This is a genomic window from Pseudomonas sp. GW821-FHT10C09, assembly GCF_059415465.1.
Window position 1 is genome coordinate 252,305 of sequence record NZ_JBWKNG010000002.1, and the last position, 23,839, is coordinate 276,143.

Sequence of the window (23,839 nt, forward strand, 5' to 3'; positions counted from 1 at the left end):
AAATGGCCGGGAATTCAGGAAATTCTCGGCAATGACTCCGGCCGCGACCAGATCCACAGATTGCCCAGGCCCATGCCGGTAATCGCCAGGTAAACCGGCCAGCCGTGATCGAGCATCACCAGCATCAACGTGGCACACAGCAGCATGCTGACGGTGGCACTGACCTTGGCGCGACGGGCGATGATTTTGCCGTTGCGCCAGTTGCGCAGGATCGAGCCGAACAGCCGATGGTTCTCCAGCCAGGCACTCAGGCGCGGCGAACTTTTGGTCGCGGCCCAGGCGGCGAGCAGGATGAATTCGGTGGTGGGCAGGCCCGGGATGACGATGGCGACGAGGCCTATGCCGAGGCTTACGTAAGCCAGCAGGCCAAACAGCAGGCGGGAGAGTTTTGAGGAGGAAAGGTGAGGCATGGGGCTCACGGATGGCGATTAAGGCTTGATCAGGTCTAGCAGGCTTACTCAATTCCCTGTGGGAGCGAGCCTGCTCGCGAAAGCGGTGCGTCAGGCGACATCGATGGTGTATGTGCTGACGCCTTCGCGAGCAGGCTCACTCCTACAGGGGCGATGTGTTTCTTCAGGCGAGTTCCGGGCTGGTGGCGTAAGCCTGTTCCAGCAGCACGGTGAAGCGGTTGAACGCATCGACCGCAGCCTTCTCCACTTCAGCTTCTTCCTGTGCAGAAAACTCCAGGCCATCGAGCGTCTTCACAAAGCTTTTCCAGCCTTCAGCACGACCACCTGCCGGTTCGCCGAGGTGGCGGGCGCCGAAGGTTTCGCTCAAGCCCAAACCGACAGCACGCTTGATCAAAAACGCCGCGCCAAGCTTCGAACCTTCTGACACGAACAACCAACCCAGCGCTTCAGCCTTGGTCGGATTTTTCACCGCGCCGGCAACAGGCGCTGGCACTTCGGTTTCCAGATCGGCCAGATCCGCCCTGGCCGCTTCAGCGCGGCAGCGAGCCGGCAAATCCGGAACAATCGCGGTCAATTCTGCATCGTTGTACAGCGACACCAATTCCGACTGAAACAGGTACTGAGCCACTACGAAACGCGCGAAGTTGGCCTGGGTTTCAAACGGTGCGTGGGCTTTGACCAGCGCATCGAGTTTGGTGTGCGGTTCGTTGGTGATCTGGTTCAAGCGTTGCGAACGCAGAGCGGGGCGTTGAGCAGTGTCCTGAGCGGTCATGAGAAATCCTTGAGAAATGGAGGCGCCTGGTAACGAGACGAATAAGCAGGCGCCGGACAGTAAAAAAAGGCGAGGTCAGATGTCCCAGACCAGATTGACCGCGAAGTTGCGACCCGGCTGGGTCAGGCGATCGAGGTTGGCCGGTTGCGTCACCGAGGCTTCGCCGACGCTGTCGTAGCCGCGCACGTCATCCCACTGCCAGTACTTTTTGTTGGTCAGGTTGTAGAGGCCGGCGTTGACAGTCACGTCGTCGGTGACCTTGTAGAAACCGGCCAGGTCGAGCACGCCATAACCCGGGGTCTTGAACTGGGTGCTGGTGCCGTCCGGGGTCTTGAAACTGGTGCTGTCGACGCGGGTCTTGCGCTTGACCAGTGTCCAGTTCAGCAGCGCGCCGTAGGTGTCCTGGTCGTAACCGAGGCCGAACACGCCGGTCAGCGGGTTGATGCTGTTCAACGGCTGGCCAGTGTCATCGTTGCGGCCATACAGGTAGGCCGCCGAACCTTGGGTATACAGGCCGCTCGGGGCACCGAAGGTGTCCAGGTTCAGACGCCCCTTGAGCTCCACGCCTTTGATGGTGGCGTGGGCAATGTTGTTGCTCTGGAACGTGGTCTCGGTGTAGCCAGGGGTGATGGCGTTCTCATCGATGAAGTCGCGGTATTTGTTGTAGAACACCGCCACATCGAACGTGCCGGCCTCGAACTGGCCGCGCAGGCCGGTTTCATAGCTCTTGCTCTTTTCCGGTTCCAGGTCCGGGTTGGGCGCGACCTGATAACCGCCCGCAAGGTTTTCAAAGCGACCGTACAAGGCCTTGGCCGTCGGCGTGCGGAAGCCTTCGGCGTATTGGCCGTACCACGTGTAGTTGTCATTGAAGCTATAAGTGGTGCCGAGTTTTGGCGACAGGCGATGCCAGGTCTTGGTGTCTTCGCTGACGACGCCGTTGCCGCTTTGGTCGGCGGTGGCGAGGAACTCGTCGGTGACATGCGGCGTAAGCTTGGTGTAGTCGTAGCGCGCGCCGGGCAGGAAGGTCCAGTTGCCCCAGCTGATCTGATCCTGGGCGAACAGGCTGTAGCTGGTAATGGTCGGGTCCGGGAAATCGCTGGCCGGTTTCAGGGTATCGGCGGCGCTCGGCGCACCGATCACCCGGCAGGCGCCGGCCACGGTCAGGCAGGTGCCGCTGCCGGTGCGCAAACCGGTGACTTTATCCTGCTTGATGGTGGTGCCGTAGGTCACGAGGTGATCGGTCTCGGCGATGGCAAACGACTTGTCGACCTGGGCATCGAAGACCCATTGGCGATCCTTGTACGTGGTGTCGCGGTTGCGCAGCACGGTACGCGACGGCGCGTAGATTTCTTCGGTGCTTTGATCAGCCTTGGCGATCTGGTAATTCAGCGACCATTTGATGTTGTCGGCCAGAACGGTGTCCAGGCCGAAGGTGTGATCGATGCCGAAACGTTCACGGGTGATCGTGTCGTTACCGGTGCGCGATTTATAGAAACCGAAACCGCGCCCTGCGTTGAACGGACCGCCCACAGCGCTCAACTGGTTGGTGTCGACGTCGTCCTTGTAGTGCTCGTACGTCAGGCCCAGGCGCGCGTCGTCGGCGTAATCCCAACCGAGTTTGGCCAGCACGCTGGTGGTGCGCACGTCTTCGGGATTGGCCTCGGTGCGGTTGAGGCCGGTGCCACCGGTTTCGCCGTAGGATTCGGTTTCATGGCCGTTGCGCTGGCTCAGGTGCAACAAGCCGTCGAACTCGCCGGTGCGGCCGGCCACGGTGCCGGAGGTCAGCCAGCTTTCATCGGCCGAGCTGTAACCGGTTTTCAGGCGTGCGCCGACGTCCTTGCCTGGCTTGATGATGTCGTCCGCATCCAGTGTGTAGTAGCTGACCGCGCCACCGATGGCGTTGCTGCCGTACAGCACCGATGCCGGGCCGCGGAGGATTTCCACGCGTTTGACGATTTCCGGGTCGACGTAGTTGCGGTTGGTCTGGGCATAGGGGCCATTGAAGAAACTGTCGGGCACTTGTACACCGTCAACCTGGGTCAGCACGCGGTCGCCGTCGATGCCGCGGATGTTGTAGCCCGTGAGGCCGGCGCGCTGGCCGGCGCCGCCGACCGAAACACCCGGTTCGTAGCGCACCAGTTCCTTGATGTTATTGACGTTGTTGCGGTCCAGGTCTTCACGGGTATAAACGCTGACCGTGCTCGGCACACTGTTCACGTCCTGTTCGTTACGGGTGGCGCTGATGGTCACCTGTTCCAGGTTGAGCACACCGCTGTTGCTGCGCTTCTCCAGCACAATGTTATGGGTGCCCAGTTTGCGATAGCTCAGGTTGGTCCCCACCAACAGGCGATCGAGGGCTTTTTCCGGCGGCAACGAACCGCGCACACCCGGCGACGCCACGCCTTGCGCCAGTTCTGCCGGCAAGCCGACCTGCCAGCCGGTTACGGCGGTAAAGGCATTGAGTGCCGAGACCAGCGACTGCTGAGGGATCGCGAATGAGTAATCACCGCTGTTGCGGGTCGACTGCTCGGCCGCGGTGGCGGCCATGAGCGGCGCGGCTGCCGCCATCAGGATGGCTGCGGTCAGCAGCGACAGCACGCGGGAAGGTGAAGAGGACTGGCGGGTAAGGCGAGAGGACATCGATAGCGCTCCGTGTCGCACGAATCTTTATAGGTGCTGATTGGCATGTCGAGATGCGAATCAATTGCATTGGCTATAACGAGACGAACGAGCTTCAGCTATCGAGTAAAAATAATTCTCATTTAGTTCAGGATCACCAGCGCGGGGAATTCCTGAAGCCGTGCGGAGGTGATGTGAGCGAGGGAGCGGACCACGTCCAGCGGCTGGTCGAGACGGTAATTGCCGGTCACGGCGACGTCGGCCAGTTGCTCATTGGTGTTGATGATCCAGCCCGGATAGTAGCGACGCAACTCGGCCAGCACCTGGCTTAGCGGGCAGTTTTCGAACACCAGTCGGCCCTGGACCCACGCCAGGTCGGTGGCGGCATCAAGCTTGGCCGGGCGGTCGAAACCGTTGGGGCCGATGCGGATGCTTTCACCGGCCGAGAGTCGTATGCGCGCATCGTCATGGGTCGCACGCAAGTCGACATCGCCGCGCTGCACCCGAACCTGCGTCACGCCGTCCAGATAGCGCACGGCAAACGCGGTATCGCGCACGCTGGCGGTGACCGGCCCGGCGTCGATTTGCAGTGGCTGGCCACGATTGGCCGGCACTTCGAAAAACGCCTCGCCCTGATACAACCGGGCCACGCGCTGCTGATCGTTGATGGTGCTGGAAAACGCCGAGTTGGTATTTAGCAGGACTTTCGAACCGTCCTCCAGTTGCAGGCGCTGGCGTTCGCCAATCACGGTCAAATGATCGGCCTGCAGGCGCATCGGCAGGTTGCTGAAACTGAACAGGCCGAGGATCAACACGGCGGCAGTCGCCAGCGGTTTCCAGTGCGGACGCAGGCGAGACAGGACGGTCACTTTCGGCGGTCGGGAGGCCAGTTGTTGTGCGCATTGCACGACTTGCGGGCCATCCCAGATGGCCTGCGCCTTGGCGAATGCTTCGGCATGCAGCGGATCGGCAGCCAGCCAGTCATGAAACGCTTGCGTCTGTTCCTCGCTCGGACTGCCCAGCACGATCAGCCAGTCCAGGGCCTGGTCCATCGCGCTTGCGGCGTCCCGCGCCGGGGAGGGCGCAGAGGAGCGGTGGGTGTCCGTCACGGTGTTTCCTCGGCAGTGTCTGTGCACGGCTGTTTTATGAGTGAAGCTTGAAAGTGCGGCAAGGGTAGCAAAGCCCGAGAGGCGGCGCAGTCGATCCCCGCACTTAACGAAAAGCCCTACAAACTCAGTCGCCGTTTAACCGCTCGGCGACACCGATGCAGATCGCCATGATCAGCTTCAGTTCCTTCTGCACCGTGCTCAAGGAGACGTCGAGCTTCTCGGCAATCTCCAGGTAGCTGTGCCCGTGCAGGCGGCTGAGGATGAAAATCTGTTGCTGACGCTGACTCAGTTCACCGAGGCTCACGTTCAAACGCTCCAGTAACTGTTCGGCATGGGCGGCATCCTCGGCACTGCTGGCAGGGGCGGCGATACTTTCCACCACGTCCAGCGGCACGTCGTCGAGCATCGTCCGGGACTGGATGCGGCGCGCGCGCAAATGGTCCAGCGCCAGGTTACGGGCGGTCTGGAAAACGAAGGGTTCAAGGTGATCGATGGCCCGTTCACTGAGCGCCCGGGTCACTCGCAGGTAGGTCTCCTGCAAGAGGTCTTCGGCGGTGCTGTGATTATTGACCATCCGCTCCAACGTGCGCAGCAGCGAAACCCGCTGGGCGATGAAGACGTGATTGAAGCGAGATTGACTCACGGGGGAACCTGATCCATTTCGAGCGAATGATAATGCTTATCATCTAGCCGGATGGTCAAGTATTGATTTCAGAACGCCACAAAACCTGTGTGGGAGCGAGCCTGCTCGCTCCCACAGGGGATATCCTCAGGGATGTCGGGTTACTCGGCGTTACACAACGCCAGGCAGTTATCGAGCATGCGGTTGGAGAAGCCCCATTCGTTGTCGTACCAGGCCAGCACCTTCAGCAGTTTGCCGCTGGATTTGGTGTGGTTGGCGTCGAAGATCGACGACAGCGGGTTGTGGTTGAAGTCACTGGAAACCAGCGGCAAGGTGTTGTAGCCGAGAATTTTCGAGTGCTGGCTGGCTTCTTTAAGCAGTGCATTCACTTCTTCGGCCGACGCTTCGCGTTTCAGCTGAACGGTCAGGTCCACCAGCGACACGTTGATCACCGGAACACGCACGGCCATGCCGGTCAGTTTGCCCGCCAGTTCCGGCAGCACCAGGCCAACGGCTTCAGCCGCGCCGGTCTTGCTCGGGATCATGTTTTGCGTGGCGGAGCGGGCGCGGTACGGGTCGGTGTGGTAGACGTCGGTCAGGTTCTGGTCGTTGGTGTAGGCGTGGATCGTGGTCATCAGACCGCTCTCGATTCCCAGTTCACGGTGCAGCACCTGAGCCACCGGGGCCAGGCAGTTGGTGGTGCACGACGCGTTGGAAATGATCTGGTGATGCTGGCGCAAAATGTCGTGGTTCACCCCATACACCACGGTGGCGTCGGCGCCCTTGGCCGGTGCCGAGATGATGACTTTGCGTGCGCCGGCCGTAATATGCGCGGCGGCTTTGGCGCGGTCGGTGAACAGACCGGTGCATTCGAACACGACATCAATCTTTTCCGCAGCCCACGGCAGCTCGGCCGGGTTGCGAATGGCGCTGACCGCAATTCGGTCGCCGTTGACCGTCAGGCTCTCATTATCGTGCTGAACATCGGCGTCGAACGTGCCGTGAACAGTGTCGTACTTGAGCAGATGAGCGTTGATTGCGCTGTCTCCCAAATCGTTGATGGCCACGATCTGCAGATCCTGGCGATAGCCTTGGGTATACAGTGCGCGCAGGACGTTGCGGCCAATCCGGCCAAAACCATTGATTGCGATTCGAAGAGTCATTTACAGCGCCGCCGTCGTTTTGTTGTTGGAATTACAAGATTATTCGCATAAAAATAGAAAACAAGCCTTTTTAATGGCAATATTTTGTTCAATCTACAACGAGTGACCTGAATCAACTGGTCCGACCGATCAAGAAAAACCGTTTGTCATCCCAATCACAACGGTCCTTGTTCAGCATAGACAATCAGGTCGCCACATCCGTTAGCCTGGAGTTCTACACATGCATCCCCGCGTCCTTGAGGTCACTGAACGGCTTATCGCCCGTAGCCGCGCCACGCGTGAGGCCTACCTTGCACTGATTCGCGGTGCGGCCAGCGACGGTCCGATGCGCGGCAAGCTGCAATGCGCCAACTTCGCCCACGGCGTGGCGGGTTGCGGCACCGAAGACAAGAACAGCCTGCGGATGATGAACTCCGCCAACATCGCCATAGTTTCGTCATATAACGACATGCTCTCGGCGCATCAGCCGTACGAAGTCTTTCCGGAACAGATCAAACGAGCGCTGCGCGAGATCGGTTCGGTCGGCCAGTTCGCCGGCGGCACCCCAGCCATGTGCGACGGCGTGACCCAGGGCGAGCCGGGCATGGAACTGAGCCTGCCGAGCCGCGAAGTGATCGCGATGTCCACCGCCGTGGCGCTGTCCCACAACATGTTCGACGGCGCGCTGATGCTTGGCATCTGCGACAAGATCGTGCCGGGCCTGATGATGGGCGCATTGCGTTTCGGTCATCTGCCGACGATTTTTGTGCCGGGCGGGCCGATGGTCTCGGGCATTTCCAACAAGCAGAAAGCCGATGTGCGCCAGCGCTACGCCGAAGGCAAGGCCAGTCGCGAAGAGTTGCTGGAGTCGGAAATGAATTCCTACCACAGCCCTGGCACCTGCACGTTCTACGGCACCGCCAACACTAACCAATTGCTCATGGAAGTCATGGGCCTGCACTTGCCGGGTGCGTCCTTCGTCAATCCGAACACGCCGTTGCGCGATGCCCTGACCCGCGAAGCGGCGCATCAGGTCACACGTTTGACCAAGCAGAACGGCGACTTCATGCCGATTGGCGAAATCGTCGACGAGCGATCGCTGGTCAACTCCATCGTGGCACTGCACGCCACCGGCGGCTCGACCAACCACACCCTGCACATGCCGGCCATCGCCATGGCGGCGGGCATTCAGTTGACCTGGCAGGACATGGCCGACCTCTCCGAAGTCGTGCCGACCCTGAGCCACGTCTACCCGAACGGCAAAGCCGACATCAACCACTTCCAGGCAGCGGGCGGCATGTCGTTCCTGATCCGCGAACTGCTGGACGCCGGGCTGTTGCACGAAAACGTCAACACCGTGCTCGGTCACGGCCTGCGCCGTTACACCATGGAGCCGTTCCTCGATAACGGCGAACTGGTCTGGCGCGAAGGCGTGACCGACAGCCTCGACGAAAGCATCCTGCGCCCGGTCGCTCGTGCGTTCTCGCCTGAGGGCGGTTTGCGGGTGATGGAAGGCAACCTCGGTCGCGGCGTGATGAAAGTCTCGGCCGTAGCGCTGGAAAACCAGATCGTCGAAGCACCGGCCATGGTGTTCCAGGATCAGCAGGACCTGGCAGACGCCTTCAAGGCCGGTCTGCTGGAGAAGGATTTTGTCGCGGTGATGCGCTTCCAGGGCCCGCGTTCCAACGGCATGCCGGAACTGCACAAGATGACGCCGTTCCTTGGTGTGCTGCAGGATCGCGGTTTCAAAGTGGCGCTGGTCACGGACGGACGCATGTCCGGCGCCTCGGGGAAAATCCCGGCGGCGATTCACGTCAGCCCCGAAGCGTATGTCGGTGGCGCTTTGGCGCGGGTGCAAGAGGGCGATATCATCCGCGTCGATGGCGTCAAAGGCACCTTGGAGCTTAAGGTGGACGCCGACGAATTCGCGGCGCGCGAACCTGCCAAAGGCCTGTTGGGCAATAACATTGGCAGCGGACGCGAGCTGTTTGGTTTCATGCGCATGGCCTTCAGCTCCGCAGAGCAGGGCGCCAGCGCCTTTACTTCTGCCCTGGAGACGCTTAATTGAAACTGGCTTTGGTCGGTGACATCGGTGGGACCAACGCACGTTTCGCGTTGTGGAAAAACCAGCAATTGGAAAGCGTCCAGGTGCTGGCGACGGCCGACCACGCCAGCCCGGAAGAGGCGATCAGCCTCTACCTGAGCGGACTCGGCTTGGCGCCGGGTTCGATCGGCTCGGTGTGCCTGTCCGTGGCAGGCCCGGTGAGTGGCGATGAATTTAAATTCACCAACAATCACTGGCGGCTGAGCCGCAAGGGTTTCTGCAAGACCTTACAGGTCGAGCAACTGTTGCTGGTCAACGACTTCTCGGCGATGGCGCTGGGCATGACCCGTTTGCAGCCGGGTGAGTTTCGGGTGGTCTGCGAAGGCACCCCGGAACCGTTGCGGCCGGCGGTGGTGATTGGGCCGGGCACTGGCTTGGGCGTAGGGACCTTGCTGGACCTTGGCGACGGGCGTTTTGCCGCGTTGCCGGGGGAGGGCGGTCACGTCGATTTGCCGCTGAGCAGCCCGCGGGAAACGCAGCTGTGGCAACACATCTTCAATGAGATCGGGCATGTCAGCGCTGAAACTGCGTTGAGCGGCGGCGGCTTGCCACGGGTTTACCGGGCAATTTGTGCGGTGGACGGCCACACGCCGGTGCTCGAAACGCCGGAAGCGATCACCGCTGCCGGGCTCGCGGGCGACCCGATTGCCCTGGAAGTGCTGGAGCAATTCTGCTGCTGGCTCGGTCGCGTGGCCGGCAACAACGTGCTGACCACCGGTGGGCGCGGCGGCGTGTTCATCGTCGGTGGCGTGATCCCGCGGTTTGCCGATTTCTTCCTTGAAAGCGGATTTGCCCGGTGCTTCGCCGACAAGGGCTGCATGAGCGATTACTTCAAAGGCATCCCGGTGTGGCTGGTGACGGCGCCGTATTCCGGCCTGATGGGCGCGGGCGTTGCGCTGGAACAATCCAACCCAACTTGAAATGCAATCCTGTGGGAGCGAGCCTGCTCGCGAAAGCGGTGTATCAGTCAACGAATGTGTTGAATGTAAAACCGCTTTCGCGAGCAGGCTCGCTCCCACATTGGTTTTCCCACAGTTGTTTCTGTGGTGTTTGTAGATTCAGTGCATCAGGCATAATCCGCCCAATTCAAACAACAAGGACGCCGCCCCGTGAGCTCAGTCAACAAGTCGATTTTGTTGGTCGATGACGATCAAGAGATACGCGAGTTGCTGGATACCTACCTGACTCGCGCCGGTTTCCAGGTCCGTACCACGCCCGATGGCGCCGGTTTCCGCCAGGCCTTGAACGAGGCCCCGAGCGATCTGGTGATCCTCGACGTGATGCTCCCGGACGAAGACGGCTTCAGCCTGTGCCGCTGGGTTCGCCAGCACCCGCGTCAGGCGCAAGTGCCAATCATCATGCTCACCGCCAGTTCCGACGAAGCCGACCGCGTTATCGGCCTGGAGCTGGGCGCCGACGATTACCTCGGCAAACCTTTCAGCCCACGAGAATTGCAGGCGCGCATCAAAGCCCTGTTGCGTCGTGCGCAATTCGGTCAGGAACGTAATGGCGGTGAAGTGCTGGCGTTCGACGACTGGCGCCTGGACATGGTCAGCCACCGGCTGTTCCACACCGATGGCGAAGAAGTGATTCTGTCCGGCGCCGACTTCGCGCTGTTGAAACTGTTCCTCGATCACCCGCAGGAAATTCTCGACCGCGACACCATCGGCAACGCCACTCGTGGGCGCGATCTGATGCCGCTGGACCGTATCGTCGACATGGCGGTCAGCCGCTTGCGTCAGCGTCTGCGTGACACGGAAAAACCGCCGCGACTGATCCGCACCGTACGCGGCAGCGGCTACCAACTGGCAGCCAATGTGGTTGCCAGCAATGGCCACTGAGTTTCTCAATAAGCTCGCCGCCCGTGTGCCGGTGCCGCGTTCGCTGCTCGGGCGGATGTTGTTGCTGACGTTGCTGGCGGTGTTGTTTGCGCAGACGTTGTCGAGCGTGATCTGGGTCTCGCAATTGCGTGCCACGCAGCTTGAAGGCCTGGTCACTGCCGCCCGCAGCCTGGCGCATTCGATGACGGCCAGCGTCAGTTACTTCCGCTCATTGCCGGTCGCGTTCCGGCCGTTGGTACTGGATCAGTTGCGCAGCATGGGCGGCACCCGTTTCGTGGTGACGCTCAACGACAAACCCCTGGGCATGGAAGTGCTGCCGATCACTCCACGCAAGGAAGCCGTGCTCAAAGCGGTGGACCAGGTGCTGCGCGAATCCCTGGGCCATGACACCGATATCTCGGTGACTTTCGTCAGCCCTGAAGACCTGCGGATCTTCAACAGCGGGCTGAAACTCGATGAATTGCCACGCTCCTGGGCGCATTACGCGTTGACCCTCGAACCGGTCAATCCACCCGTGCTGGTCACGCAAATCCAGATGGCACCGGGTGAATGGCTGTACATCGCTTCGTTGCTGCCCGAGCCCTACACCAGTCTTGAAGAGCAAGGTCTGCCGGCGCAACAGGTCTGGTTCATCGTCCTCACCAGCAGCTTTTTGCTGTTGTTCATCGGCTTGCTGGTGCACTGGCAAAGTCGGCCGCTCAAGCGTCTGGCGCGGGCCGCGCGCGACATGTCGCTGGGGGCTGATGTGCAACCGGTGGCCGAGGGCGGCGGCAGTGAAGTGGTCGAAGTGGGGCGTGCGTTCAACGCCATGCGCGAACGGATCAGCCGTTACCTGACGGAACGTAGCCAGTTGTTCAGCGCGATTTCCCATGACTTGCGAACGCCCATCACCCGTTTGCGCCTGCGCGTGGAATTGCTCGAAGACGAAAAGCTGCAAGCCAAGTTCGGGCGTGATCTGGATGAGTTGGAGTTGCTGGTCAAAGGCGCGCTGCAATGCGTGAAAGACACCGACATTCACGAAAACATCGAACCGGTGGACCTCAACCACGTGCTTGATTGCCTGGTGGAACCGTACCTGGCGCCTAACGGCAATGGCCGCGTGACCCAGCAGGGGCGGGCGCTGGCGGCGTATCCGGGTAAACCGCTGGCGCTCAAGCGCTGCATTGGCAATCTGATCGACAATGCCCTGAAATACGGGCAGAACGCGCATTTGCACATCGATGACGATGAAAGTGCGTTCATCCTTCACGTCGATGACGAAGGGCCGGGCGTGCCGGAACAGCGGCTGGAGCAGGTGTTCGAACCGCACTTCCGCCTGGCCGGACAGCAGCAGGGGTATGGGTTGGGGTTGGGGATTGCGCGCAACATTGCGCATAGCCATGGTGGCGAGGTCAGCCTGCAAAACCTGCGTGAGGGTGGGTTGCGGGTGACGTTGCAGTTGCCGCGCAGTGTTGACTAGATAGACCGCGTTATCGTTCTTCGCGAGCAGGCTCGCTCCCACAGGGGATTTGTGCACACCGCAAACCAATGTGGGAGCGAGCCTGCTCGCGAAGGCGTCAGACCATTAAACAAATATCTCCGGCCAAATGTCACAAACCAGTGACATAACTCGCCCCCTTCGTTACAAGCCCATCCCCGCCCGTTGTTTAGACTGCCCTCAGTCAAAACAACAAAAAAGGCACCCCATGGACACCTTCCAACCGGTCTTCAGCAGTTGGCTGAACGCGCCTGCCCATCAGCAATGGCTCGCCGCCGAAGGCCTGCGCCTGCTGGCATTCGCCAAGGCTTCAAAGCTGCCTGATGGCTTTGGCAATCTCGATGAAAAAGGCCACCTCCCGGCCAACGCCCGCGCTGAAACCATGAACACCGCACGCATGACGCACAGCTTCGCCATGGCGCATATTCAGGGCTTGCCGGGGTTTGCCGAATTGGTGGATCACGGTGTCCAGGCCCTCAGCGGCCCGTTGCGCGATGCCGAGCATGGCGGTTGGTTTGCGGTTGCTCATGCGCTGGATGACAACACCGGCAAGGCCGCTTATCTGCATGCCTTCGTGGCCCTGGCCGCCAGTTCTGCCGTGGTTGCGCAACGCCCCGGAGCACACGCTTTGCTCGATGATGCGATCAACATCATCGACACGCATTTCTGGAGCGAGGAGGAGGGCGCCATGCGCGAATCCTTCAACCGCGACTGGAGCGAAGAAGAAGCTTACCGCGGCGCCAACAGCAACATGCACGCCACCGAAGCCTTCCTCGCGCTGGCCGATGTCACCGAAGAAAGCCGTTGGCTATGTCGCGCGCAGCGCATTGTCGAGCGGGTGATCCACGGTCATGCCGCCGCCAACGATTACCTGGTGGTCGAGCATTTCGACCGCCAGTGGCAGCCGTTACGGGAATACAACCACGACAACCCGGCCGATGGTTTCCGCCCCTACGGCACCACACCGGGCCACGGTTTTGAGTGGGCGCGCTTGTTGCTGCACCTCGAAGCAGCGCGGGTTCAGACCGGCATGCTCACGCCGGGCTGGCTGGCCACCGACGCGCAAAAGCTTTTCGACCACAACTGCCGTTACGGCTGGGATATCGACGGGTTTCCCGGGATCGTCTACACCCTCGATTGGGACAACCGCGCGGTGGTTCGCCATCGCCTGCACTGGACCCATTGCGAAGCCAGCGCTGCCGCCAGCGCGTTGCTTAAACGCACGGGCGATGAGCAATACGAACGCTGGTACCGGCTGTTCTGGGAATTTTGTGACACTCATTTCATCGACCGTTGTGACGGCAGCTGGCATCACGAACTCGATCCGCAGAATCGCCCAAGCGCTGACATCTGGGCGGGTAAACCCGATCTGTATCACGCCTGGCAAGCCGTATTGATTCCGCGACTGCCCCTGGCACCCAGCATGGCCACGGCTCTGGCAAGGTTGTCCCAGAGCGTTCCTGTGTAACCATGTGGTGACATTCAAGCGTCCCTTCGTTACCTGCGAGGGGCTAACTCCTGTTTAAAATCCTATGCAGCGCAAGCACCAGACTTGCATGCATAACAACAAGAAAGGTACTTCTAGATGAATGCGATTTCTCGCCTCGCTACTGTCATTTCTCTCGTCTCCCTGTCTGCGATCCCTCTCAGTGTGCTTGCCGCCGAATCCAAAGGTTCCGTGGAAGTGGTTCACTGGTGGACGTCGGGTGGTGAAAAAGCAGCGGTCGATGTGCTCAAGGCCCAAGTCGAAAAAGACGGCTTCACCTGGAAGGACGGCGCTGTTGCCGGGGGTGGCGGTGCTACCGCCATGACCGTGCTCAAGAGCCGTGCCGTTGCCGGTAACCCGCCAGGTGTGGCGCAGATCAAAGGTCCGGACATCCAGGAATGGGCGTCTACCGGCCTGCTCGACACCGACGTCCTGAAAGATGTTGCCAAATCGGAGAAGTGGGACAGCCTGCTCGACAAGAAAGTCTCCGATACCGTGAAGTACGAGGGTAACTACGTGGCCGTGCCGGTGAACATTCACCGCGTCAACTGGCTGTGGATCAACCCGGAAGTTTTCAAGAAAGCCGGTATCACCAAAAACCCGACCACCCTCGAAGAATTCTACGCCGCCGGCGACAAGCTCAAGGCTGCGGGCTTCATTCCGCTCGCCCACGGCGGCCAGCCTTGGCAGGACAGCACCGTGTTCGAAGCCGTGGTGCTTTCGGTCATGGGGGTCGATGGCTACAAGAAAGCCCTGGTTGATCTCGACAACGCTGCGCTGACCGGTCCGGAAATGGTCAAGGCGCTGACCGAGCTGAAGAAAGTCGCGACCTATATGGACGTCGACGGCAAAGGCCAGGACTGGAACCTGGAAGCGGCCAAGGTCATCAACGGCAAGGCCGGCATGCAGATCATGGGTGACTGGGCCAAGTCCGAATGGACCGCCGCCAAGAAAGTCGCTGGCAAGGACTACGAGTGCGTAGCGTTCCCGGGCACCGACAAGGCCTTCACCTACAACATCGACTCCCTGGCTGTGTTCAAGCAGAAAGACGCGGGCACTGCGGCCGGTCAGCAGGACATCGCCAAGATCGTCCTGGGTGAGAACTTCCAGAAAGTCTTCAGCATCAACAAGGGTTCGATCCCGGTTCGCAACGACATGCTGGCCGACATGGACAAGTACGGTTTCGACTCCTGCGCCCAGACCGCGGCCAAGGACTTCCTGGCGGACGCCAAGTCCGGCGGCCTGCAGCCGAGCATGGCGCACAACATGGCGACCACACTGGCCGTACAGGGTGCGTTCTTTGATGTGGTGACCAACTACATCAACGACCCGAAAGCCGACCCGGCCGATGCCGCCAAAAAACTCGGCGCAGCGGTCAAGTCTGCCAAGTAATGCCTGGCCCCTGTAGGAGCCGGCTTGCTGGCGATAGCGGACTGTCAGTCACCAGATTTATCAACTGACACACCGCAATCGCCAGCAAGCCGGCTCCTACAAGGGCAGCATTTCCAAAGTAAATTTCTCTCGTACTGGATTTTCCCATGAGTTCTGTTGCTGTGTTCAGCAAGGCCTCGCCGTTCGATGCATTGCAACGCTGGCTCCCTAAACTGGTGCTGGCGCCGAGCATGTTCATCGTTCTGGTGGGCTTCTATGGCTACATCCTGTGGACGTTCGTTCTGTCGTTCACCAGTTCGACCTTTCTGCCGACCTACAAGTGGGCAGGCCTGGCTCAATACCAGCGGCTGTTCGACAACGACCGTTGGTGGGTGGCGAGCAAGAACCTGGCCCTGTTCGGCGGCATGTTCATTGGCATCACGCTGGTGATCGGTGTGCTGCTGGCGGTGTTTCTCGACCAGCGCATTCGTCGCGAAGGTTTCATTCGCACCATTTACCTGTACCCGATGGCGCTCTCGATGATCGTCACCGGTACCGCCTGGAAATGGCTGCTCAACCCTGGCATGGGCCTGGACAAATTGCTGCGTGACTGGGGCTGGGAAGGCTTTCGCCTGGACTGGCTGATCGACCCGGATCGCGTGGTGTATTGCCTGGTGATTGCTGCGGTCTGGCAAGCCTCGGGTTTCATCATGGCGATGTTCCTCGCCGGCCTGCGTGGCGTTGATCAATCGATCATCCGTGCCGCCCAGATCGATGGCGCGAGCATGCCGCGCATTTACCTCAAAGTGGTGTTGCCGAGCCTGCGTCCGGTGTTCTTCAGCGCCGTGATGATCCTGGCTCACATCGCGATCAAGAGCTTCGACCTGGTGGCGGCCATGACGGCCGGCGGCCCGGGTTATTCCTCCGACCTGCCTGCGATGTTCATGTATTCCTTCACCTTCAGTCGCGGCCAGATGGGCATGGGCTCGGCCAGTGCGATTCTGATGCTCGGTGCGATTCTCGCAATCATCGTGCCTTACCTGTACTCCGAGCTGAGGACCAAGCGTCATGACTAGTTTCGCTGCCAAACCTTCCATCAGCCTGAGTCGCATCGCGATTTACGGCGTGCTGATCCTCGCCGTATTCCTTTACCTGATACCGCTGGTGGTCATGCTGTTGACCAGCTTCAAGACACCGGAAGACATCAACACCGGCAACCTGCTGAGCTGGCCGACCGTGGTCAGCGGCATTGGCTGGGTCAAGGCCTGGGGCACCGTCGACGGGTATTTCTGGAACTCGATCAAGATCACCGTCCCGGCAGTCTTGATCTCCACCGCCATCGGCGCGTTGAACGGCTATGTGCTGTCGATGTGGCGCTTTCGCGGCTCGCAGTTGTTTTTCGGCCTGCTGTTGTTCGGTTGCTTCCTGCCGTTCCAGACCGTCCTGCTGCCGGCCTCGTTTACCCTCGGCAAGATGGGCCTGGCCAGCACCACCACGGGCCTGGTGTTCGTCCACGTGGTCTACGGCCTGGCGTTCACCACGTTGTTCTTCCGTAACTACTACGTCAGCGTTCCCGATGCGCTGGTGAAAGCGGCGCGGCTCGATGGCGCGGGTTTCTTCACGATCTTCCGGCTGATCATCCTGCCGATGTCCACCCCGATCATCATGGTCTGCCTGATCTGGCAGTTCACTCAGATCTGGAACGACTTCCTGTTCGGCGTGGTGTTCTCCAGCGGTGACTCGCAACCCATCACGGTGGCGCTGAACAACCTGGTCAACACCAGTACCGGGGCCAAGGAATATAACGTTGATATGGCGGCGGCGATGATCGCCGGGCTGCCGACCCTGCTGGTCTATGTGGTCGCAGGCAAGTATTTCGTGCGCGGGCTGACGGCCGGCGCAGTCAAGGGGTAATCATGGCTACGCTCGAACTTCGCAATGTAAACAAGACCTATGGCCCCGGCCTGCCGGACACCCTCAAGGACATCCATCTGTCGATCAAGGACGGTGAGTTCCTGATCCTGGTCGGACCTTCGGGTTGTGGCAAATCGACCCTGATGAATTGCATCGCCGGCCTGGAAACCATCACCGGCGGCGCGATCATGATCGATGATCAGGACGTCAGCGGCATGAGCCCCAAAGACCGCGACATCGCCATGGTGTTCCAGTCCTACGCGCTGTACCCGACCATGAGCGTGCGCGAGAACATCGCCTTCGGCTTAAAGATTCGCAAGATGCCCGCTGCCGACATCGAAACGGAAGTGGCGCGGGTGTCCAAGCTGTTGCAGATCGAACACCTGCTCAACCGCAAGCCCGGCCAGCTCTCCGGTGGCCAGCAACAGCGCGTGGCCATGGGCCGTGCCCTGGCGCGTCGGCCGAAGATCTACCTGTTCGACGAACCGCTGTCCAACCTCGACGCCAAGCTGCGGGTCGAGATGCGCACCGAAATGAAACTGATGCACCAGCGCCTGAAAACCACCACGGTCTACGTGACCCACGACCAGATCGAAGCGATGACCCTGGGCGACAAAGTGGCGGTGATGAAGGACGGGATCATCCAGCAGTTCGGAACGCCGAAAGACATCTACAACAACCCGGCCAACCTGTTCGTGGCGAGCTTCATTGGTTCACCGCCGATGAACTTCATCCCCCTGCGTTTGCAGCGCAAGGACGGTCGTCTGCTGGCGTTGCTCGACAGCGGCCAGGCCCGTTGTGAATTGCCGCTGGGCATGCAGGACGCCGGTCTCGAAGACCGCGAAGTGATCCTCGGCATGCGCCCTGAGCAGATCGTGCTGGCGAACGGCGAGCCGAACGGTTTGCCGACCATTCGCGCTGAAGTCCAGGTCACCGAACCGACCGGTCCCGACACCCTGGTATTCGTCAATCTGAATGAAACCAAAGTCTGCTGCCGTCTGGCACCGGACGTTGCACCGGCGCCGGGCGAAACCCTGACCCTGCAATTCGATCCGTCGAAAGTGTTGTTGTTCGATGCCAAGACCGGGGAACGGCTTGGAGTTGCCGGCGAACCAAAAGCCGAGGCGCACAGCGCCAACGTGGCCCAATTCAAAGGCCGCTGAAGATCAAGGTGGGAGTGAGCTTGCTCACTCCCACAGGGGATGTAACCGCGTTAGAAAACAGTTAATAACAATAAAACGAGGATGTAGGGATGAAGAAGAACAACAACGCTCAGCTTATCTGCCAGTTGTCAGCAGTTGCAGCCATGATGCTGGCCGGTAGTGTGCACGCGGCTGACGCGTTCAGCGCTGATTCCGAATGGATGACCGGTGATTGGGGTGGTGAGCGGACCAAGCTGATCGAGCAAGGCATCGACATCAAGATGGACTACGTCGGTGAAGTCGGCGGCAACCTTCACGGTGGCTACAACAACGACAAGACTGCGCGTTATTCGGACCAGTTCGGCCTGGGGGCGGCGCTGGACCTGGAAAAACTGTTTGGTTGGGATAACACCCAGGCCAAGATCCAGCTGACCAACCGTAACGGTGAAAACATCTCCAACGACCGTGTCGGCGATCCGCGTGCCGGCACCTTGAGCTCCTCGCAGGAAGTCTACGGCCGTGGCCACATGGTCCGTCTGACCCAGTTGTGGATCAAGCACCAGTTCCTCGACGGCAAACTGGACGTCAAGGCCGGTTACTTCGGCGAAGGCGAAGACTTCAACACCTTCCCGTGCGAATTCCAGAACCTGGCGTTCTGCGGTTCCCAAGTGGGTAACTGGGCCACCAACATCTGGTACAACTGGCCGGTCATGCAGGCAGCGGTCCGCGTGAAGTACAACATCTCGCCTGAGTTCTATGCGCAGATCGGCGCGTACAACCAGAACCCGTCGCAACTTGAGCACGGTAACGGCTTCAAGCTCAGCGGCAGTGGCACTGCGGGTACCGTGTTGCCGGTCGAACTGGTCTGGTTGCCGAACCCTAACAACCTGCCGGGCGAATACCGTGTCGGTTACTACAAAAGCACCGCCGAGGCCAATGACGTTCTCAAGGACGACAACGGCAATGATGCGGCCACCAGCGGTAACGCCTATCGTAGCCACAGCAGCAAGCACGGCTACTGGTTCGTTGCGCAGCAACAACTCACCAGCCACAACGGTGACAAGACCCGCGGTCTGAACATTGCAGCCAACGCCACGTTCCACGACAAGGACACCAACTTCGTCGACAACTACCAGTCGCTGATGTTTGTGTACAAGGGCCCATTCGACGCGCGTCCTAAAGATGACATGGGCATCGGTTTCGCCCGTACCCACGTTAACGATGACGTGAAGAAAAACGCCGAGCTGGTCAACGCGTCCAACAATGTCACTGATTACGAGAACCCACTGTTCTCGCCACTGCGGACCACCGAATACAACTACGAACTCAACTACGGCTTCCACGTTACCAACTGGCTGACCGTGCGTCCTAACCTGCAATACATCACTCATCCAGGCGGTGTGGATGAAGTCGATAACGCGCTGGTGGCCGGCCTGAAAATTCAGTCGGTGTTCTAACGCTGTTGCGATAAGCTCCTCTCTATGTGCGCATATTTGCGGACAGCCCAGGCTGTCCGCTTTTTTTTGGGGCGGCGCACCCCGGCAACAGATGATTTTCAGGACCGTGGCACATGCATGAGCATCCGCTACAACGCTTCTTCAAATCCTTGCGCGAACGTCCGGTGTTTGCGTGGGAGCGCTATCAGAAGCGCGACGTGTTGGTGATCGATCATCCGCTGTGTCAGGCGGTGTTCAGTCGCCAGGGCGCGCAGTTGCTGCATTTCCAGCCCACGGGTCAGAAGCCATGGCTCTGGTGCGCGGCGAAGTGGCCGCAGGTGGGGGCGATTCGTGGTGGCGTGCCCGTGTGCTGGCCGTGGTACGGCCGTCATCCGAGCGAAAACGCGTGGCCTTCCCATGGTTGGGCACGGCTGATCGACTGGAAGTTGCTCGACAGCAGCCACGACGACGATGGCGTGCGATTGCACTGGCAACTGCAGCTGTGCGACTGGCAAGTGGACCTGCATGCGCATCTGGGCGAACGCATGGATTTGCGCCTGAGCACCGAGCATCAAGACACCTTGCCCTGCCAATTGAGTCAGGCGTTGCACGCTTACTGGCGTATTGGTGATGTGGGCGAGATAGCGCTGTCTGGGCTCGAGGGCGCGCAGGGTTATGACCATTTGAACCGACAGGTCTGCCAGCAGGAAGGTGAGTTGCGGGTCGATGGCGGGTGCCAGCGTGTGTTCCAGCATGACGGCGAATTGCAGCTCAAGGACCACGCCTGGCAACGTGAATTGTGCATCGATACCGGCGACCATTCGGACACGGTGGTCTGGCATCCCGGTTCGCGGCCATTGCTGGGGGTGAGCTGGAACGAGATTTCAGAGTTCGTGTGTGTGGAAGCGGCGAGCGGCGGCGCACACAGCCTGAGCCTGGCGCCGGGGGAGAGGGCGCATTTGAGTTTGCAGGCGCGTGTGGGGGTTTAGCTCAAGATTTGCGATGTTGCGGCTGGCCCCTTCGTCGGAACGCCGCCCGGAGCAGGCTCGCTCCCACAGGGGAATGCATTCCAAATTGTGGGAGCGAGCCTGCTCGCGAAGAGGCCGGGCCAGGCTGCGGAGATACCTGGTTAGTTGAACTCATCCCCAACCGGATACCGGCTCGCATTCAGGCTCTCTTTGATCTTGCGCAAATGCGGCTGGAAATCCACCCCACGGCGCAGCGTCATGCCGGTCGCCAGCACGTCCAGCACGGTCAGCTGGATGATGCGCGAGGTCATCGGCATGTAGATGTCGGTGTCTTCCGGCAGCGGAATATTCAGGCTCAGCGTACTGGCCTTGGCCAACGGCGAACCCTCGGCGGTCAGGCCCAGCACCGACGCACCGTTCTCACGGGCGATGCGCGCCACTTCCACCAGTTCGCGGGTGCGGCCGGTGTAGGAAATGATCACGAACAACTCGCCGGTGTGCGCCACCGACGCAATCATGCGTTGCATCAGCACATCGGCATGGGCGGTGACGGCCAGGTTGAAACGGAAGAATTTGTGCTGCGCATCCAGCGCCACCGGGGCCGAGGCGCCGAGGCCGAAGAAGTGGATCTGCCGAGCCTGGATCAACAGGTCGACGGCGCGGCTGATCAGGTTCGGGTCCAGCGCCTGCAAGGCACTGTCCAGCGAGGCGATGGCGCTGCCGAAAATCTTCTTTGTATAGGCTTCAGGGTTGTCATCGGCCTCGACCGCGCGGCTGACATATGCCGCGCCACTGGCCAGGCTCTGGGCCAGCTGAAGTTTGAGTTCCGGGTAGCCGCTGACGCCGAACGAACGGCAGAAGCGGTTGACGGTCGGCTCGCTGACCTTGGAGGCCTGGGCGAGCGCGGCGATGCTGAACCGGGTGGCCTGCTGTGGGTTGAGCAGGATCACTTCGGCGACTTTACGTTCAGCCTTGTTCAGGTCTTCAAGGCGATTCTGGATCTGTTCCAGTAAATTTCGCACGCGGTCCATATATGTTCCTTGGGTCAGCAGCGCAAATTAGAGTTCGGCTATGCCAAAAGGGCCTTTGATGCGGCCCCAAACGGTGGCCTATCCTACTGATGGCTCCGACCGGCTACCACTCGGAATCTGTATTTTGCGAAAATGTTGTGGTTATTACTACATTTTCTCTTGAGCGATGCCTTGAAAAAAGGTATTTGTAGCTTAACTTGATAAAAGAACAAACATCATGCCTTCGATTACGGTTGAACCGTGCACCTTTGCCTTGTTCGGCGCCCTCGGCGACCTGGCCTTGCGCAAGCTGTTTCCTGCCCTCTATCAACTCGATGGCGCAGGCCTTCTGCACGAGGATACGCGCATTATCGCGCTGGCCCGCGAGCCCGGCACCGAGCAGCAGCACCTGGCATTCATCGGCGCCGAACTGCGTCGTTATGTGGGCGCTAAAGAGCTGGACGAAGCGGTGGTCGAGCGCTTTCTGGCGCGGCTGACCTACCTGCACGTGGACTTCCTCAAGGCTGACGATTACATCGCCCTGGCCGAAATGGCCGGCAGTGCCCAACGCGTGATTGCCTACTTCGCCACGCCGGCCGCTGTGTATGGCGCGATTTGCGAGAACCTGGCCAAGGTCGGCCTCGCGGAAAACACCCGCGTGGTGCTGGAAAAACCCATCGGCTCCGACCTGGAATCCTCGCGCAAGGTCAACGACGCGGTGGCGCAGTTCTTCCCGGAAAACCGCACCTACCGCATCGACCATTACCTGGGTAAAGAGACGGTTCAAAACCTGATCGCCCTGCGTTTCGCCAACAGCCTGTTCGAAACCCAGTGGAACCAGAACTACATCTCCCACGTGGAAATCACCGTGGCCGAGAAGGTCGGGATCGAAGGCCGCTGGGGTTACTTCGACAAGGCCGGACAGCTGCGGGACATGATCCAGAATCACCTGCTGCAACTGCTCTGCCTGATCGCCATGGACCCCCCGGCTGACTTGTCCGCCGACAGCATCCGCGACGAGAAAGTCAAAGTCCTCAAGGCACTGGCGCCGATCAGCCCGGAAGGCCTGACCACTCAAGTGGTGCGCGGTCAGTACATCGCCGGCTACAGCGAAGGCAAGCCGGTGCCGGGTTACCTGGAAGAGCCTAATTCGAACACCCAGAGCGACACCGAAACCTTCGTCGCCTTGCGTGCCGATATCCGCAACTGGCGTTGGGCCGGCGTACCGTTTTACCTGCGCACCGGCAAGCGCATGCCGCAGAAACTGTCGCAGATCGTCATCCACTTCAAGGAACCGTCGCACTACATCTTCGCCCCTGAGCAGCGCCTGCAAATCAGCAACAAGCTGATTATCCGCCTGCAACCGGACGAAGGTATTTCCTTGCGCGTGATGACCAAAGAACAAGGCCTGGACAAGGGCATGCAGCTGCGCAGCGGTCCGTTGCAGCTGAATTTTTCCGACACTTATCGCAGCGCGCGGATTCCCGATGCCTACGAGCGGTTGTTGCTGGAAGTGATGCGCGGCAATCAGAACCTGTTTGTCCGCAAAGATGAAATCGAAGCCGCGTGGAAGTGGTGTGACCAGTTGATCGCCGGGTGGAAAAAATCCGGTGATGCGCCCAAGCCGTACGCGGCCGGGTCCTGGGGACCGATGAGCTCCATTGCTCTGATCACGCGGGACGGGAGGTCGTGGTATGGCGATATCTGAATTGAAACTGCCTCAGGGCGTCAACGCCCATGAGTTCAAGAGCCCGGTGCTGTTGGCGCAAGCCCTGGCACTGTCGGTTGCCAAGCAACTGGGCGAAGCGATCGAAGCCCAGGGCACCGCCACGCTGGTAGTGTCTGGCGGTCGCAGTCCGGTGGCGTTTTTCCAGCACCTGGCCAAGCAGGCGCTGGACTGGTCGAACGTGGTGGTCAGCCTGGCTGACGAGCGTTGGGTGCCGGTAGAACATCCCGACAGCAATGCTGGTCTGCTCAAGCGTTATCTGTTGCAAGGCCCGGCGGCCAAGGCTCAGTTCCTGAACCTGTACAGCGCCAGCGCCAACCTGGAACAGGCAGCCGAGCAAGCCGACCGTTTGTTGTCCGAACTGCCGGTGATCGACGTGCTGGTGCTGGGCATGGGTGACGACGGCCACACCGCCTCGTTGTTCCCGAACAGCCCGAACCTGGCTGACGCCTTGAAAGTCGACGGCACACGTCGTTGCTACCCGATGCTGGCACCGACCGTGCCGCATCAGCGCCTCACCATGAGCCGTGCGCTGCTGGCGTCGGCCAAACACAAAGTGCTATCGATTTCCGGTCAGTCCAAGCTGACCACCCTGAGTGCCGCATTGGCCGTCGACGATGTCGCCGCCATGCCGATTCGCGCGTTTTTGCAACCTACGTTAGAGATTTACTGGTGCCCATGAGCCAAGGA

The 23,839-nt window shown here is 60.3% G+C and carries 20 protein-coding genes; 13 read left to right on the forward strand and 7 right to left on the reverse strand.

From position 1 onward, the window contains the following. Positions 1–14: 14 nt before the first annotated feature. The 6 genes from AC07N8_RS02540 to gap all read right to left on the reverse strand — a co-directional run bounded on the left by AC07N8_RS02540 (position 15) and on the right by gap (position 6,695). On the reverse strand, positions 15–410 hold the full coding sequence (locus AC07N8_RS02540; RefSeq protein ID WP_493142473.1) for a YbaN family protein: 396 nt from the start codon (positions 408–410) through the stop codon (positions 15–17). Positions 411–573: 163 nt separating this feature from the next. Continuing rightward, positions 574–1,182 (reverse strand): biliverdin-producing heme oxygenase, encoded by a 609-nt coding sequence (locus tag AC07N8_RS02545; protein ID WP_493142475.1) that lies wholly within the window; start codon positions 1,180–1,182, stop codon positions 574–576. A 75-nt stretch (positions 1,183–1,257) separates the two neighbouring features. Next, positions 1,258–3,822 (reverse strand): TonB-dependent receptor, encoded by a 2,565-nt coding sequence (locus AC07N8_RS02550; RefSeq protein WP_493142477.1) that lies wholly within the window; start codon positions 3,820–3,822, stop codon positions 1,258–1,260. A 122-nt stretch (positions 3,823–3,944) separates the two neighbouring features. Continuing rightward, on the reverse strand, positions 3,945–4,910 hold the full coding sequence (locus AC07N8_RS02555) for a FecR family protein (RefSeq protein WP_483841766.1): 966 nt from the start codon (positions 4,908–4,910) through the stop codon (positions 3,945–3,947). A gap of 124 nt (positions 4,911–5,034) precedes the next feature. Further along, entirely contained in the window at positions 5,035–5,553 is a 519-nt protein-coding gene (locus AC07N8_RS02560; protein ID WP_483841765.1) for an RNA polymerase sigma factor, read from the reverse strand. Positions 5,554–5,693: 140 nt separating this feature from the next. Beyond that, positions 5,694–6,695 (reverse strand): type I glyceraldehyde-3-phosphate dehydrogenase, encoded by a 1,002-nt coding sequence (gap, locus tag AC07N8_RS02565; protein WP_483841764.1) that lies wholly within the window; start codon positions 6,693–6,695, stop codon positions 5,694–5,696. 220 nt (positions 6,696–6,915) lie between these two features. Between gap and edd the strand changes: the two genes are divergently transcribed. The 11 genes from edd (at position 6,916) to AC07N8_RS02620 (ending at position 20,434) form a co-directional block, all read left to right on the forward strand. Then, positions 6,916–8,742 (forward strand): phosphogluconate dehydratase, encoded by a 1,827-nt coding sequence (gene edd / locus AC07N8_RS02570; protein WP_027922964.1) that lies wholly within the window; start codon positions 6,916–6,918, stop codon positions 8,740–8,742. Next, positions 8,739–9,698: a glucokinase gene (locus tag AC07N8_RS02575; protein WP_493142480.1), complete on the forward strand. Its 960-nt coding sequence runs from the start codon at positions 8,739–8,741 to the stop codon at positions 9,696–9,698. Before edd ends, AC07N8_RS02575 begins: the two co-directional genes overlap by 4 nt. A gap of 189 nt (positions 9,699–9,887) precedes the next feature. Next, a complete protein-coding gene (locus AC07N8_RS02580; RefSeq protein WP_140667520.1) occupies positions 9,888–10,619 on the forward strand; it encodes a response regulator in 732 nt (243 codons plus the stop codon). After that, on the forward strand, positions 10,609–12,078 hold the full coding sequence (locus tag AC07N8_RS02585; protein WP_123432925.1) for an ATP-binding protein: 1,470 nt from the start codon (positions 10,609–10,611) through the stop codon (positions 12,076–12,078). Before AC07N8_RS02580 ends, AC07N8_RS02585 begins: the two co-directional genes overlap by 11 nt. 226 nt (positions 12,079–12,304) lie before the next feature. Further along, the gene (locus tag AC07N8_RS02590; RefSeq protein WP_493142483.1) at positions 12,305–13,564 is read left to right on the forward strand and encodes a D-mannose isomerase; all 1,260 of its coding nucleotides are present in this window, start codon (positions 12,305–12,307) and stop codon (positions 13,562–13,564) included. A 117-nt stretch (positions 13,565–13,681) separates the two neighbouring features. Beyond that, positions 13,682–14,974: an ABC transporter substrate-binding protein gene (locus AC07N8_RS02595; protein ID WP_123432923.1), complete on the forward strand. Its 1,293-nt coding sequence runs from the start codon at positions 13,682–13,684 to the stop codon at positions 14,972–14,974. Between the two features lie 146 nt (positions 14,975–15,120). After that, complete coding sequence (locus AC07N8_RS02600) at positions 15,121–16,029, forward strand: carbohydrate ABC transporter permease (RefSeq protein ID WP_027922970.1); 909 nt, start codon at positions 15,121–15,123, stop codon at positions 16,027–16,029. After that, the gene (locus tag AC07N8_RS02605) at positions 16,022–16,867 is read left to right on the forward strand and encodes a carbohydrate ABC transporter permease (protein ID WP_027922971.1); all 846 of its coding nucleotides are present in this window, start codon (positions 16,022–16,024) and stop codon (positions 16,865–16,867) included. The genes AC07N8_RS02600 and AC07N8_RS02605 overlap by 8 nt, the downstream gene beginning before the upstream one ends. Before the next feature lie 2 nt (positions 16,868–16,869). Further along, on the forward strand, positions 16,870–18,030 hold the full coding sequence (locus tag AC07N8_RS02610; RefSeq protein ID WP_483841760.1) for an ABC transporter ATP-binding protein: 1,161 nt from the start codon (positions 16,870–16,872) through the stop codon (positions 18,028–18,030). An 89-nt stretch (positions 18,031–18,119) separates the two neighbouring features. Then, the gene (locus AC07N8_RS02615; protein WP_493142486.1) at positions 18,120–19,466 is read left to right on the forward strand and encodes a carbohydrate porin; all 1,347 of its coding nucleotides are present in this window, start codon (positions 18,120–18,122) and stop codon (positions 19,464–19,466) included. A 113-nt stretch (positions 19,467–19,579) separates the two neighbouring features. Then, positions 19,580–20,434 (forward strand): D-hexose-6-phosphate mutarotase, encoded by an 855-nt coding sequence (locus tag AC07N8_RS02620; protein WP_483841758.1) that lies wholly within the window; start codon positions 19,580–19,582, stop codon positions 20,432–20,434. Between the two features lie 140 nt (positions 20,435–20,574). On the opposite strand, the gene AC07N8_RS02625 is transcribed toward AC07N8_RS02620, so the two are convergent. Next, positions 20,575–21,435 carry a MurR/RpiR family transcriptional regulator gene (locus AC07N8_RS02625; RefSeq protein ID WP_175649041.1) on the reverse strand — a complete coding sequence of 287 codons (861 nt, stop codon included), beginning with the start codon at positions 21,433–21,435 and terminating at the stop codon, positions 20,575–20,577. Between the two features lie 226 nt (positions 21,436–21,661). Here AC07N8_RS02625 and zwf point away from each other — a divergent pair, with 226 nt between their 5' ends. Together zwf and pgl are read left to right on the forward strand one after the other, a co-directional pair. Further along, positions 21,662–23,131 carry a glucose-6-phosphate dehydrogenase gene (gene zwf / locus AC07N8_RS02630; RefSeq protein WP_310265454.1) on the forward strand — a complete coding sequence of 490 codons (1,470 nt, stop codon included), beginning with the start codon at positions 21,662–21,664 and terminating at the stop codon, positions 23,129–23,131. Beyond that, entirely contained in the window at positions 23,118–23,831 is a 714-nt protein-coding gene (gene pgl, locus AC07N8_RS02635) for a 6-phosphogluconolactonase (RefSeq protein WP_483841757.1), read from the forward strand. The genes zwf and pgl overlap by 14 nt, the downstream gene beginning before the upstream one ends. Positions 23,832–23,839 lie beyond the last annotated feature (8 nt).

Bases quoted from the DNA above. Each gene is read 5' to 3' on its own strand.
- AC07N8_RS02540 (WP_493142473.1), bottom strand. From the start codon at position 410: ATGCCTCACCTTTCCTCCTCAAAACTCTCCCGCCTGCTGTTTGGCCTG.
- zwf (WP_310265454.1), top strand. From the start codon at position 21,662: ATGCCTTCGATTACGGTTGAACCGTGCACCTTTGCCTTGTTCGGCGCC.
- AC07N8_RS02595 (WP_123432923.1), top strand. From the start codon at position 13,682: ATGAATGCGATTTCTCGCCTCGCTACTGTCATTTCTCTCGTCTCCCTG.
- edd (WP_027922964.1), top strand. From the start codon at position 6,916: ATGCATCCCCGCGTCCTTGAGGTCACTGAACGGCTTATCGCCCGTAGC.
- AC07N8_RS02615 (WP_493142486.1), top strand. From the start codon at position 18,120: ATGAAGAAGAACAACAACGCTCAGCTTATCTGCCAGTTGTCAGCAGTT.
- AC07N8_RS02585 (WP_123432925.1), top strand. From the start codon at position 10,609: ATGGCCACTGAGTTTCTCAATAAGCTCGCCGCCCGTGTGCCGGTGCCG.
- AC07N8_RS02605 (WP_027922971.1), top strand. From the start codon at position 16,022: ATGACTAGTTTCGCTGCCAAACCTTCCATCAGCCTGAGTCGCATCGCG.
- gap (WP_483841764.1), bottom strand. From the start codon at position 6,695: ATGACTCTTCGAATCGCAATCAATGGTTTTGGCCGGATTGGCCGCAAC.
- AC07N8_RS02600 (WP_027922970.1), top strand. From the start codon at position 15,121: ATGAGTTCTGTTGCTGTGTTCAGCAAGGCCTCGCCGTTCGATGCATTG.
- AC07N8_RS02590 (WP_493142483.1), top strand. From the start codon at position 12,305: ATGGACACCTTCCAACCGGTCTTCAGCAGTTGGCTGAACGCGCCTGCC.
- AC07N8_RS02620 (WP_483841758.1), top strand. From the start codon at position 19,580: ATGCATGAGCATCCGCTACAACGCTTCTTCAAATCCTTGCGCGAACGT.
- AC07N8_RS02550 (WP_493142477.1), bottom strand. From the start codon at position 3,822: ATGTCCTCTCGCCTTACCCGCCAGTCCTCTTCACCTTCCCGCGTGCTG.
- AC07N8_RS02545 (WP_493142475.1), bottom strand. From the start codon at position 1,182: ATGACCGCTCAGGACACTGCTCAACGCCCCGCTCTGCGTTCGCAACGC.
- pgl (WP_483841757.1), top strand. From the start codon at position 23,118: ATGGCGATATCTGAATTGAAACTGCCTCAGGGCGTCAACGCCCATGAG.
- AC07N8_RS02610 (WP_483841760.1), top strand. From the start codon at position 16,870: ATGGCTACGCTCGAACTTCGCAATGTAAACAAGACCTATGGCCCCGGC.